Genomic DNA, 12304 nt, shown 5'->3' with positions numbered 1-12304 from the left:
CGCGCTGGAGCAAGCTCAGGACCTGGCCGTGCGCGCGGCTCAGGGCGAAGCCGCCGCCAAGGCCGCGCTTCCCGCGGCGCAGGCGCAGCTGGAACAAGGCTGGAACCAACTGCAAAGCGCTCACGAACGGTACGGCGGCATCTTGCAAACCGACGAAGCCTGGAAAACCGCCAGCGCCGCGCGAGGCACGCTGTCGCGGATCGGAGGCGCCCCGCCGCCCCAAGTCATCACCAGCTTTGACAGCACGGCGGACAAACTCAACGCCTTGCTAGGCGCCGCCAGCGACAACTCCAATCTGACGCTGGACCCGGACATAGACAGTTACTACCTGATGGACGCCGCAACCACCAAACTACCCGCGCTCAGCAACTACATCGGCGAAGCGCTGGCCTGGGCCGCCAAGTCGGAGGCCGGCCAAACGCTGACACCGGCCGAGCGCGACCGCTTGGTGGAGCTGCGCCCGCTGATCAATGGCACGCTGGACGGCTTGAACAGCGATCTGGCCAAGGCGCTGGCCTACAATCCGTCGCTGAAAAACGCGCTGAGCGCAGAATCTCAGGCGCTCGCCGCCTTCCACCAAGGCCAGGCCGCGGCCATCGACAAAGCCATCACCGGCCAGACCGGCGCAGCCTTGGCCCTGAGCGGGATGGCGGCGAAAAACGCGGAGATCGGCTCCCGCTTCAGCGATGTCACGCTGAAAAACCTGGAGGCGTTGCTGCAAGCCCGCATCGACCGCATGCAGGCTCAGCGCAATCTTTACATCGGCATCGGCCTGGCCGCGATGCTGCTGGCCAGCTTCCTGTTTCATCAGCTCTACCTGTCCATCACCTTGCAACTGGGCGGCGAGCCTTTCTACGTGCAAAGCGTGGTCGAACAATTAGCCGCAGGCCAGCTGGGCACCCGGATCCAACTGCGCGAGCAGGACAGCAATAGCTTGCTGGCCTCCATTGGCAAGATGCGCGACCAATTGCGCGACACCGTGACGCAGTTGCTGGACACCTCGCGCGAAGTCAACGCGGCTGCGGACCAGATGGCTCAAAGCGCCCAGAACGTCTCCCATAGCAGCACCCCGGCAAACCCAGGCGGCGGCCAGCATGGCGGCGGCGATCGAGCAACTGAGCACCAGCCTGATGGTCAGCGCCGAGCAATCGGAGCAAGCCAATCAGCTCTCGCGCGCCGCGGTCAGCCAATCCAGCGAGGGCAACGCCATCATCCACAACGCCAGCGCCAGCATGGACAGCATCGTGCGCGACGTGTCTTCTGCCTCGGAAACCATAGGCGCGCTGGGCCAGCAATCGGAGTCCATCGCCAGCATCGTCGATGTGATCCGCGATGTCGCAGACCAAACCAATCTGCTGGCGCTTAACGCCGCCATCGAAGCCGCGCGCGCCGGCGAACAAGGCCGCGGCTTCGCCGTAGTGGCCGACGAGGTGCGCAAGCTGGCGGAACGCACCGCGCAATCCACCACCGAGATCAGCACCATCGTTTCCGACATTCAGCGCACCTCGCAGCAGGCCATCACCAATATGCAAACCGGCATGAGCGCCATCATGAAAGGCCAGGAGAACACCCGCAACGCCGGCGCCAGCATCGCCTCCATCCGCCAATGCGTGGATCAGGTGCTGGACAGCATCCATCAAATCACTCAAGGCCTGAAGGAACAGAGCAGCGCCAGCCAGTCGCTGGCGCAAAACGTGGAAAGCGTGGCGCGGATGTCGGAAACCAACGCCAGCGCCGTCGAAGCCAGCGCGCAGACCGCCGGCGAACTGCAATCGGTGTCGCAACGGCTGGGGCAGCTCGCCGGCCGTTTCAGTGTCTAGACTACAATGCCGCGCCCGCTGATAAAGCTGATCGCGGCGTTGGCTTCGGCGCCCGCCGCGGCGGCCGGGCTGACCATTCTGGTCAGCCCTCAGCCTCCCATCATCGAAGTCTCCGCCGATCAGCAACACGTCTCCGGCGCCGCCATCGACTTGATGCGCGCGCTGTCCCTGCGCGCCGGCCTGCCGTTCAAGTTTACGCCCTACCCCACCGCCCGCGCCGTGCTGCTGGTCCAGCAAACCCCGGACGCCTGCTTGACCGCCGCTCGCTTTCCGGAACGGGAAACGCTGTTCCGCTGGAGCGAGCCTGTCATCCGCCTGCGGCTGGTGCTGCTGGCGCGCCATGACGAAACCCGCGACTTCGGCGGCGTGGAGCAGGCCAGGCAACTCCATATCGGCGCCGTACGCGGCACCGCCGTGGCCAGCCGGCTAAAACAGCAGGGCTGGACACTGGACGAGAGCGCCGACGCGGCAAGCAGCCTGCGCAAGCTGCAATTGGGCCGCATCGACTTGCTGGCCACGCTGGACGTGGGCATACAGGGCCTGGCCGACAAAATGAAAATGGCGACGCCGCGTGTCGCCCTGGTGGTGAATGAAACGGATATCTATTTCGCCTGTCATCCGCAGTTGAGCGACGACGCCATGCAGCGGCTGAACCAAGCCATCCTGGCGATGAAGGCGGACGGCAGCATCAAGGCTTTCAATCTGAAATAGGCCGCAGCAAATCCAAACGGTCGGTGCAGACGCTATCCACGCCCCAGGCCAGCAAACGTTCGGCATCGGCCGGCTGATTCACCGTGTAGCACAGCAATTGAAAGCCCGCTTGCTTGACGCTGGTCGCCAAGGCCGCGTCCAAGCTCTGATAGTCGCAATGCAAGGCCACGCAGTCCAGATCGCGCAAGCGCGACAGCCAGTCCGCCGGCACTCGCTCCACCAGCCAGGCGCGCGGCAGAGCCGGCGCGGCTTCCCGCGCAGCGCGCAGCGCCTCGGCGGAAAAAGACGACAGCAAGGGCTGCAACGCGGCGCCGGCCCACAGCCGGGCGGCTTCCGTCGCCACCGCAGCGCCGGTTTCCGCCTCCCGTCCCGGGCAGGGCTTGATCTCGATGTTCAAGGCAATGCCGTGCGCAAGGCAGCAGGCGGCGACCGTGTCCAGCGTCGGCATGGGCTCGCCGGCAAAAGCCGCGCCCTTCCAGCCGCCGGCATCCAGCCGCGCCAATTGCGCCATGCTCAGCGCCGCCGCCGCGCCGCGGCCGTTGCTGGTGCGCTCCACCGTGTCGTCATGCAGCAGAAAACAGACATTGTCGGCCGACAGCTTCACATCGCATTCGGCGCCTCGGTAGCCGTAGCGCAAGCCTTCGCGAAAGCCGGCCAAAGTATTTTCCGGCGCCAGAACGCCGCCGCCGCGATGAGCGATGAAGCGGGGATAAGGCCATTGCCGGCCGGGCGTGGAGTAAGACATGGGCGCTTCCTTGCAGACCTCGAACAAAACGCATCATTATCGCCGGCGAGGATTGCAGACGGATGACGCGCTCCCAGTATGGCAAAAGCCGCCTTCGCAGAGCAAAGACGGCTTGGTCAAACGCGGTGCCAGATACCGGCTTATTGGTAAGTCAACGCATTGGCCTTGCCGTGGAACACCCGGTAGACAAAGGCGGTGTACAGCAGAATCACCGGCAGCACCACCGCCGCGCCCCAGAAGATCACCCACAAGGCCGCGGTGTCGCTGGCCGCCTGCCAGATATTCAGCCGGCCAATCACCACCTCGGGGAACACGCTATAAGTCAGGCCCCAGAACGACAGCAGCACGATGCCGACGGTGCAGGCGAACGGCGCCCAGCACCAATTATCATTGCCGGCGGCCTGACGCGCCGCCAAGCGCGGCAGGATCACCCACAGCGTGGCGAACAACACAATGCAGCCCAAGGGCAAGGGCAGCAGCAGCAAGAACTCCGGCAGGGCGAACCACTTTGCGGCGATATGGCTGCTGGCCAGCGGCGTGGCCGCCGACACCAGCAACACAGACAGACCGGCGCCGGCCAGGCTGCGCCGCGCCCAAGCCACCGCCTTGGCTTGCAAAGCGCCGCTGGTCTTCATGATCAGCCAACCGGCGCCCAGCAAAGTGTAAGCCGCCGCCAAGCCGATGCCGGCCAACAAGGCAAAGCCCCAGGCCAGCCAACCCTCGGCGAAGCCGGTCAGATAGCGTCCCAGCATCACGCCCTGAGTCAGCGCCGCCAACAGCGAGCCACAGGCGAAAGCGACATTCCACCACGGCTTATGCGGCTCACGCGCCTTGACGCGGAAGTCGAAGGCCACGCCGCGCACGATCAAGCCAGCCAGCATCAGTGCCACCGGCAGATAGAGCTCGCCCAGAATGATGCCGTGCGCCAGCGGAAAGCCCACTAGCAACAGGCCCACGCCCAGCACCAGCCAGGTTTCGTTGGCGTCCCAGAACGGGCCGATCGACGCGATCATCATGTCCTTCTCGTCGTCCTTGGCGAAGGGCAACAACAAGCCCACGCCCAGATCGTAGCCATCCAGCACCACGTAAATCAGCATGGCCAGGGCCATCAGGCCGGCGAACACCACCGGCAACCAATACACAGCGCCACTCATGCCAGTTTCTCCTCAAGATGCGCGGCCTCGCCGCCGGACTGGCCGGCCGCCTTGCCCGCCATGTAGAACAAGACCGACACATAGGCGGTCAGCAACACCAGGTACAAACCCAGATACATCGCCAGCGTAGACGCCACCATACCGCCGGTCGCCGGACCCGCCGCCTGCGCGGTGGTCAGCACGCCCTCCACCAGCCACGGCTGACGGCCGATCTCGGTCACGTACCAGCCTGCCAGGGTCGCGACCCAACCGGCGAAGGTCATGCCCACCAGCGCCCGCAGCATCAGCGGCGCCAACTGGCCGCGGCGACGCAGTTGCCAACAGGCCAGCCAAGACACCAGCAGCATCAGCGCGCCCACGCCGGCCATCACGCGGAAGCTCCAGAACACCTTGCCCACAGGCGGATGCTGAGCGAACTCATTAAGACCGCGGATCTCGCCGTTGGGATCATGAGTGATGATCAGGCTGGCCAGCTTGGGAATGCCCACCGCCATATCGTTCTGACGGGTTTCCGCATTGGGCAGAGCGAACAGCAACAGCGGCGCGCCCTTCTCGGTATGCCAGATACCTTCAATCGCCGCCAGCTTGGCGGGTTGATGCTTGAAGGTGTTGAGGCCGTGCATGTCGCCCACGAAAATCTGCAACGGAATCAGCAAGGCCGCGGTCACCACGCCGGTTTTCAGCGCCATCTTCGCGCCGTCGCTGCGGTCGCCCTTCAGCCGGCGATAAGCGGACAGACCCGCCACCAGAAAGGCTGTGGTCAAGCCGGAGGCGATCAGCATATGGGTCAGCCGGTAGGGCAAAGAGGGATTAAAAATCACCTCCAGCCAACTGGTCACCACCGCCTTGCCGTCCACCATCTTGAAACCGGTCGGGGTCTGCATCCAGGAATTCAAGGCCAGAATCCAGAACGCCGACACCGTATTGCCGAAGGCGACCAGGAAGGTGGCCCAGGTATGCACTCGCTCGGACACCCGCGAACGGCCGAACAGCATCACGCCCAGGAAGGTGGCCTCCAGGAAGAAAGCGGTCAGGATTTCATACGCCAGCAGCGGGCCGGCGATATTGCCCACCGTCTGCATATAGCCAGGCCAGTTGGTGCCGAACTGGAAGCTCATGGTCACGCCGCTGACCACGCCCAGGGCGAAGGACAAGGCGAAGATCTTCACCCAGAAGCCATAGGCGTCCATCCAGCCTTGCTGACCGGTTTTCAGGTAACGCAGCTTGAAGAACAGCAGCACCCAGCCCATCGCGATATTGATGGTGGGGAACAAGATGTGAAAGGAAATATTGGCGCCGAACTGAATGCGCGCCAATACCAGCGGGTCAAAGTCCATAGCTACTCCCTGTCGCCGTCGCGACTGGTCAGTTTCGAAAGCGAGTGGGTGAACTGCAGGATTTTCTGCACCTGCGAACCCAGTTTCATCAGGCGCTGCAAGGTCTCCACGTCCATGTGCTGGATATCGGAGAACCAGGTGGTCACCAGTTCGATCAACTGGTGCATCTCCTTCATCCGCGCTTGGGCATGGCGTTCAGCGTCGCTGGCCGGCGTCTCCATGATCGCGCCGCGCAACATGGTCAGCGTAGGCTCCACCTCGCGCTTTTTGCGCTCCTCGGCCAGGGTTTTGAAAATGGCCCAGACATCGTCGGGCGTGGAGAAATATTCGCGGCGATCTCCGGGGAAATGCTGCAGCCTGACCAGCCGCCAGGACTCCAGCTCCTTGAGACCCATGCTGACGTTGGAGCGTGAAAAGCTCAGGCTCTCTGCGATTTCATCCGCGTTCAGCGGCTTCTCCGATACATAGAGCAGCGCGTAGATCTGCCCGACGGTGCGATTGATGCCCCAGCGGCTGCCCATTTCACCGAAATGCAGCACGAAAGACTGGACGAGTGGCGATAAATTCATGACGTTCTCAATTTTCAGGAATTTCTGAAACTTTGATATAAATCATAAATTCGCAACGAAACCAAGTCAATCACAACCATCATTGAGCCGCACGCTTGACAGAACCCCAAACCATGCATCTCGCATCTTTGCAGTCTGTGCCTGCACGGCTGACGCCGCAGTCGGGCTGCGCTAAAATAGCGCCGACTCTCCAAAAGCCCCGCCGCGCGCGGGGTCGAAACATTAATCAGGGATGCTCTGGCGCCCGCGCGCCCTTGATCCGCGGGCAAAGGCCACGGCATCCTGTTGTCCATTCATAAGAGCCCACAGCCAATGAGCACGCCACAGCACACCCCGATGATGCAGCAATACCTAGCCATCAAACGCGAACACGCCGACAAGCTGGTTTTCTACCGCATGGGGGACTTCTACGAACTGTTCTATGAGGACGCGGAGAAGGCGGCGCGCTTGCTTGACATCACCCTGACCACCCGCGGCGCCAGCGGCGGCAACCCGATCAAGATGGCCGGCGTGCCCTATCACGCCGCCGAAGGCTATCTGGCGCGCCTGGTCAAAATGGGCGAATCCGTCGCCATCGCCGAGCAGATTGGCGACCCGGCCCTGTCCAAAGGGCCGGTGGAACGCAAGGTGGTGCGCATCGTCACCCCCGGCACCCTGACCGACGCCGCTTTGCTGGACGACAAGCGCGACAACCTGGTGATGGCGGTGAACATGGTCAAGGGCGTGCTGGGCCTGGCCTGGCTATCGCTCGCCAGCGGCGAGTTCAAAGTATTGCAGACCCGGGTGGACGAGCTCCACAGCGAGCTGGAGCGCTTGAAACCCGCCGAACTGGTGATCCCGGACGACACTGGCCTCAATGTGTTCGAAACCGTGGCCACGCCCAAGAAAAAGCTGCCGCCGTGGCAGTTCGACATCGAGTCGGCGCAGATGACGCTGACCCGGCACTTCGGCACCCGCGACTTGGCCGGCTTCGGCGCCGACACCCTGCCAGTGGCGGTGGGCGCCGCCGGCGCGCTGCTGGAATACGTCAAGACCACTCAGAGCGTCAACCCGGCTCATATCGCCAATCTGGCGGTGGAGGACGCCGGCGAGTTGATCCGCATGGACGGCGCCACCCGCCGCAACCTGGAACTGACCGAAACCATACGCGGCGAACCGTCTCCGACGCTGGCCTCGCTGCTGGACGGCTGCGCCACCAGCATGGGCAGCCGTCTGCTGCGCCATTGGCTGCATCACCCCATCCGCAGTCACGGCAAGCTGTCGCGCCGGCTGGAAGCGGTGCGCGCCTTGCTGCCGGCCTACGACGACGCCCACGCCCAGCTGCGCGAAGTGGCTGACATCGAACGCATCACCGCCCGCATCGCCCTGCGCAGCGCCCGCCCGCGCGACCTGGCCGCGCTGCGCGATTCGCTGAAGGCGTTGACCGGCGTCAAACGGCTGGCCGCCAATCTCGACGCAGAACTGCTGGGCGAACTGGCACGCCTGCTGCCGGACGATTCCCCAGTGGAAACCATGCTCAGCCAGGCCATCCTGCCCGAGCCCTCCACCTTCCTTCGCGACGGCGGCGTGATCAATCACGGCCTCAACGCCACGCTGGACGAATTGCGCGCGATCCAGACCGACTGCGGCGCCTTTCTGCTGGCGCTGGAAGCCCGCGAAAAAGAACGCACCGGCATCCCCACCCTGAAAGTGGAGTTCAACCGCGTGCACGGCTTCTACATCGAAGTCACCAAGGCCCAAGGCGACAAGGTGCCGGACGACTACCGCCGCCGCCAGACGCTGAAGAACGCCGAGCGCTACATCACGCCTGAACTGAAGGAATTCGAAGACAAGGCGCTGTCCGCGCAAGACCGCGCGCTGGCGCTGGAAAAGCAACTGTACGAAGACCTGCTGGATCAACTGGCGCCGCACATACCCGACCTGAAGCTGATAGCGCAAGCGGTGGCCGGACTAGACGTGCTGTCCGCCTTCGCCGAGCGCGCCAGCGTCAACAACTACGTGGAGCCGGAGTTCGTGGCCGAGCCGCGGCTGGAAATCATCGAAGGCCGCCACCCTGTGGTGGAGGCGGAGGTGGAACGCTTCATCGCCAACGACACCCGGCTGTCCGACACCCGCAAACTGCTGCTGATCACGGGCCCGAACATGGGCGGTAAATCCACCTATATGCGCCAGAACGCGCTGATTACGCTGATGGCGCACGTCGGCAGCTTCGTACCGGCCCAACGCGCGGTGATTGGACCGATAGACCGTATCTTCACCCGCATCGGCGCCTCCGACGACCTGGCCGGCGGCCGCTCCACCTTCATGGTGGAGATGACCGAAACCGCCAACATCCTCAACAACGCCTCCGAACACTCGTTGGTGCTGATGGATGAAGTGGGCCGCGGCACCTCCACTTTCGACGGCCTGGCGCTGGCCTGGGCCATCGCCAAGGCGCTGATAGAGAAAAGCCGCGCCTATACGCTGTTCGCCACCCATTATTTCGAGCTGACCAGCCTGGAAAGCGAGTACCCCAGCGTCGCCAACGTCCACCTGTCCGCCGTGGAGCACAAGGACCGCATCGTGTTTCTGCACCATGTGGAGGAAGGCCCGGCCAGCCAGAGCTATGGCTTGGCGGTGGCTCAGCTGGCCGGCGTGCCCGGCAAAGTGATCCGCGAGGCGCGTCGCTATCTGACTGAATTGGAGAACCACTCCGCCAGCCGCGTGCAGCCAGACCTATTTATCAGTTTACCCGCGACGACAACTGTGGAACCTGAAGCGAATCCGGCAGTCGAACGCCTTCTGGAGGTCGATCTAGACGATCTCTCGCCACGGGAAGCCCAGGCCCTGCTCTACGAATTAAAGAAACTGGCCAAATGACCAGGCCAGACCCGGGGACGTTTCCTATATTACTAGAAGGTAACATCCGAGACAGGAGCAACAACAATGTCGCTTGAAAACACTGCCACCGCCCCGGGCCTGGTCACACTGTTCAGTCAGGTCACGGACGATGGAAGCATTGCCCTTTCCTCCATCCGCGAGCGGGCCAACCTCGAATTGTCCAGCTTCGCCGAACTGGCGAGCCAACAATTGAAACAACTGGACATCAGCATGCCACCTGCGATCAGTCTGATCAGCACGCCGGCCTGCCAGTTGGACTTGGAAAACAACCACCCGCATGCCGAGGAAATCCGGGCCTGGTTGCAGGGCAATGACAACATCACCCGAAAATTCAAGGAAGTGGAAGTGCTGTACGAGATCGTGCGCGCCGCGGAAAGCATAGGCGAAACCTTCCCGGAAAGCTCAACTTTCCACATCGGTTTAACCAGCGCCGGGCCCATCGCCTACTTCGAGGACAGCCATCGCGCTTAACGTCGGCACAACCAAGTTGGCCGCGTTCAACACCCAAAACGGGGAAGCTTTCGCTTCCCCGTTTTTCTTGCCCTAATCCTCCCTCGGCCAGGCCGCCCGCTCCCGCCGGTAAAACCGCGGATAAGCATTGATGAAACGCATCTCCTCCGGATAAGGGTAAAAATCTTCGATGTGGCCGGCGCGGATGCGGCGCTGGCGCAGCTGCCAAAACTCGGGACTCAGCAAATCCCGGTGATGGCGCAGAAAAACCTGCCTGACCTCGGGGTCGCCCAATAGAAAAACGCCGAACTCCTCGGGAAACACATCATTGCGCGCCACCGGGTACCAAACCTCGCCGGACATCTCCATTTCCGGGTTAGGCGCCTCCGGAATCCGCCGGAAATGGCAGTCGCTCAGGTATTCGATCTCGTCGTAGTCGTAGAAAATTACCCGCCCGTAACGCGTCACGCCAAAGTTCTTGAACAACATGTCGCCGGGGAAAATATTCGCCGCCGCCAGCTCCTTGATCGCCAGGCCGTAATCGCGCACCGCCCGCGCCTTCTCCGCCGGTTCGCAATTCATCAGGTAGAGATTCAACGGCTTCAGCCGCCGCTCGATGTACAAGTGCTTGATCACCACCTGCTCAGCGCCCTCCTCCATCACCGACGGCGCTTGCTCGCGCAACTCCCGCAGCAATTCTTCGGTGAAGCGCGCCTTGGGAAACGCCACATTGGAAAATTCCAGCGTATCCGCCAGCCGTCCCACCCGGTCATGGCGCTTCACCAGCTGGTACTTTGCCTTCACCGTGGCCCGGTCCACTTCCTTGGGGCCGCCGAACACGTCCTTGATCAGCTTGAACACATAGGGATAGGACGGCAGAGTGAATACCAGCATCACCAGGCCGCGGATGCCGGGCGCGATGACGAAACTGTCGTTGGAATGTTTCAGGTGCTGGATGAAGTCGCGGTAGAAGGTGTTCTTGCCCTGTTTCTGCAGCCCCAGCATGGTGTAGAGCTCGGCCTTGGTCTTGCCCGGCAGCATCCCTCGAAGGAACTGCACATAAGCGGACGGCACCTCCATATCCACCAGGAAGTAAGCGCGGCTGAAGGAGAACAGCACGCCGATGCGCCAGGGCTCCAGCAGCAAGGTATCCAGGTACAGCCCGCCCAGTGCGTCGTGCAATACCGGGACTGCGAATGGGTAATGCGCGCCGCCGTTGATTACCTTGCCGAACACATAAGCGGTCTTATTGCGGTAGAACGGCGACGACAACACCTGTATCTGACAATTGGCCTCCGGCTGCGGCCAGCCCCCCTCCAGAAAGGACTCCGCCTGGCGCAACAGCAGGGCGATGTCCCGCCGCAGCCAGGTGAACGGCCGCCGCCAGCCAAAGTCCTCGACGATGCGACGCAATGCCCGCCGCAGGCCCTCGCGCGCGGGGTAATAGCTGCGGTAGGACGGCGGGTCTGACTCGATGTACTCAGTGGAGATCGCCGGCCGGATGAAGATGAAATCGTTGTTGAAGTAATCGCGGTGCAAGATGCGGGTGAACACGGAATTGAAGAAGGTTTCCGCGCACTCCGGTTGCTTGTGATTGGCCAACAGGCCGATGAAGTAAAGCTTGGCCTGCTGCCAGATCTCGTCGTCCAGCAGATCGGCGTGGAATTCGCCATGCAGCCTCGCCACCGTTTCCGCCACCCGTTCGTCGTAGAACTGGATACGGTCGCGAACCGCCTTTTGCACCCCTTGCCAGTCCCTGGACTCGAACAAATCCTTGGCGCCGCGATTGCACTCGCGGAACAGGCGGTAATGCTTGTCGAAACCGTCCACCAGCGCCTGTGCGATATCGCGCGCCACCGGGTTGTAGTACTCGGGAATCTGCATGCGCTCGCCCTCTGGAGACGCCAACGGCCGCGCCCTCGCTCAGGGCTTGCGCGGGCCTCCGCGCCGGGCCCCGCCGACGCCGCGCGGCCGCGCGCCGGGCTTGGCGATGCGCTGAGCATGCGACACCCTCGGCAAATCCGCAAGATCCACCTCCAGCTCGCGCATCTCCCCCGGCTGCAGGCCGTCCAGCGTCCACGATCCTATTGCCGCCCGCACCAGGCGCAACGTCGGCAGCCCCACTTTGGCGGTCATGCGCCGCACCTGGCGGTTCTTGCCCTCGCTGATGACGATCTCCAGCCAGCCGTCCGGCACCGTCTTGCGAAAACGCACCGGCGGCGTGCGTTCCCACAGCGCGGGCGCGTCGATGCGCCGCGCCTGTGCCGGCTGGGTGGTGAAATCGCCCAGGTCGACGCCGCGGCGCAGTTGCTCCAGTTGTTCGTCGCGGATCTGTCCCTCCACCTGCACCCAATAGGTCTTGGGCAGCTTCCAGCGCGGATTGGCGATGCGGTGTTGCAATTCGCCGTCGCCCGTCAAAAGCAGCAGACCTTCGCTGTCGGTGTCCAGCCTGCCCGCCGGGTACACGCCCGGCAACGGCACGCAGGACTTGAGCGTCGGATGCTTGGGATGCTCTGAAAACTGGCAGATGACGCCGTAGGGCTTGTTGAGCAGGATGAGTCGGGACATGGCATGAAGAGCGGCGAGAAAAGAATGAGGCGAATGATACAAGAGCCTGCCGCCGCGCGCCGCAAGTTTG

General features: G+C 63.0%; 10 protein-coding genes. 4 read left to right on the top strand and 6 right to left on the bottom strand.

Annotated elements, in window-relative coordinates:
- Positions 1 to 1094 precede the first annotated feature (1094 nt).
- Positions 1095 to 1820, top strand: coding sequence for a methyl-accepting chemotaxis protein (locus tag DXT74_RS08230; protein WP_194427716.1), 726 nt, complete (start codon positions 1095 to 1097; stop codon positions 1818 to 1820).
- Between the two features lie 6 nt (positions 1821 to 1826).
- Positions 1827 to 2531, top strand: coding sequence for an ABC transporter substrate-binding protein (locus tag DXT74_RS08225; protein WP_081554839.1), 705 nt, complete (start codon positions 1827 to 1829; stop codon positions 2529 to 2531).
- Here the strand turns inward: DXT74_RS08225 and ugpQ are convergent.
- The 4 genes from ugpQ to DXT74_RS08205 all read right to left on the bottom strand — a co-directional run bounded on the left by ugpQ (position 2518) and on the right by DXT74_RS08205 (position 6336).
- Positions 2518 to 3276, bottom strand: coding sequence for a glycerophosphodiester phosphodiesterase (gene ugpQ / locus DXT74_RS08220; RefSeq protein ID WP_194427715.1), 759 nt, complete (start codon positions 3274 to 3276; stop codon positions 2518 to 2520). The two genes, DXT74_RS08225 and ugpQ, sit on opposite strands and share 14 nt — an antisense overlap.
- A 140-nt stretch (positions 3277 to 3416) precedes the next feature.
- Positions 3417 to 4430, bottom strand: coding sequence for a cytochrome d ubiquinol oxidase subunit II (locus tag DXT74_RS08215; protein ID WP_043642257.1), 1014 nt, complete (start codon positions 4428 to 4430; stop codon positions 3417 to 3419).
- Positions 4427 to 5767, bottom strand: a complete 1341-nt coding sequence (locus DXT74_RS08210; protein ID WP_107731545.1) for a cytochrome ubiquinol oxidase subunit I — start codon at positions 5765 to 5767, stop codon at positions 4427 to 4429. Before DXT74_RS08210 ends, DXT74_RS08215 begins: the two co-directional genes overlap by 4 nt.
- Positions 5768 to 5769: 2 nt before the next feature.
- Positions 5770 to 6336, bottom strand: a complete 567-nt coding sequence (locus DXT74_RS08205) for a GbsR/MarR family transcriptional regulator (protein WP_043590797.1) — start codon at positions 6334 to 6336, stop codon at positions 5770 to 5772.
- 312 nt (positions 6337 to 6648) lie between these two features.
- Between DXT74_RS08205 and mutS the strand changes: the two genes are divergently transcribed.
- On the top strand, positions 6649 to 9195 hold the full coding sequence (gene mutS, locus DXT74_RS08200) for a DNA mismatch repair protein MutS (RefSeq protein WP_107731544.1): 2547 nt from the start codon (positions 6649 to 6651) through the stop codon (positions 9193 to 9195).
- Between the two features lie 66 nt (positions 9196 to 9261).
- Positions 9262 to 9687 carry a hypothetical protein gene (locus DXT74_RS08195; RefSeq protein ID WP_043642250.1) on the top strand — a complete coding sequence of 142 codons (426 nt, stop codon included), beginning with the start codon at positions 9262 to 9264 and terminating at the stop codon, positions 9685 to 9687.
- 72 nt (positions 9688 to 9759) lie between these two features.
- Here DXT74_RS08195 and aceK read toward each other — a convergent pair whose 3' ends face one another.
- Complete coding sequence (gene aceK / locus DXT74_RS08190; protein ID WP_194427714.1) at positions 9760 to 11550, bottom strand: bifunctional isocitrate dehydrogenase kinase/phosphatase; 1791 nt, start codon at positions 11548 to 11550, stop codon at positions 9760 to 9762.
- Positions 11551 to 11589: 39 nt separating this feature from the next.
- On the bottom strand, positions 11590 to 12234 hold the full coding sequence (locus tag DXT74_RS08185) for a pseudouridine synthase (protein ID WP_194427713.1): 645 nt from the start codon (positions 12232 to 12234) through the stop codon (positions 11590 to 11592).
- Positions 12235 to 12304 lie beyond the last annotated feature (70 nt).

Origin of the sequence: Chromobacterium sp. Rain0013 (assembly GCF_015291765.1) — a bacterium.
Classification (GTDB): Bacteria; Pseudomonadota; Gammaproteobacteria; order Burkholderiales; family Chromobacteriaceae; genus Chromobacterium; species Chromobacterium haemolyticum.
This window is presented reverse-complemented; position numbering and strand designations above follow the sequence as displayed.

What these genes read in the sequence shown, in the direction of transcription:
- DXT74_RS08230 (WP_194427716.1), top strand. Translation starts at nt 1,095, where the DNA reads ATGGCGGCGGCGATCGAGCAACTGAGCACCAGCCTGATGGTCAGCGCC.
- DXT74_RS08225 (WP_081554839.1), top strand. Translation starts at nt 1,827, where the DNA reads ATGCCGCGCCCGCTGATAAAGCTGATCGCGGCGTTGGCTTCGGCGCCC.
- ugpQ (WP_194427715.1), bottom strand. Translation starts at nt 3,276, where the DNA reads ATGTCTTACTCCACGCCCGGCCGGCAATGGCCTTATCCCCGCTTCATC.
- DXT74_RS08215 (WP_043642257.1), bottom strand. Translation starts at nt 4,430, where the DNA reads ATGAGTGGCGCTGTGTATTGGTTGCCGGTGGTGTTCGCCGGCCTGATG.
- DXT74_RS08210 (WP_107731545.1), bottom strand. Translation starts at nt 5,767, where the DNA reads ATGGACTTTGACCCGCTGGTATTGGCGCGCATTCAGTTCGGCGCCAAT.
- DXT74_RS08205 (WP_043590797.1), bottom strand. Translation starts at nt 6,336, where the DNA reads ATGAATTTATCGCCACTCGTCCAGTCTTTCGTGCTGCATTTCGGTGAA.
- mutS (WP_107731544.1), top strand. Translation starts at nt 6,649, where the DNA reads ATGAGCACGCCACAGCACACCCCGATGATGCAGCAATACCTAGCCATC.
- DXT74_RS08195 (WP_043642250.1), top strand. Translation starts at nt 9,262, where the DNA reads ATGTCGCTTGAAAACACTGCCACCGCCCCGGGCCTGGTCACACTGTTC.
- aceK (WP_194427714.1), bottom strand. Translation starts at nt 11,550, where the DNA reads ATGCAGATTCCCGAGTACTACAACCCGGTGGCGCGCGATATCGCACAG.
- DXT74_RS08185 (WP_194427713.1), bottom strand. Translation starts at nt 12,234, where the DNA reads ATGTCCCGACTCATCCTGCTCAACAAGCCCTACGGCGTCATCTGCCAG.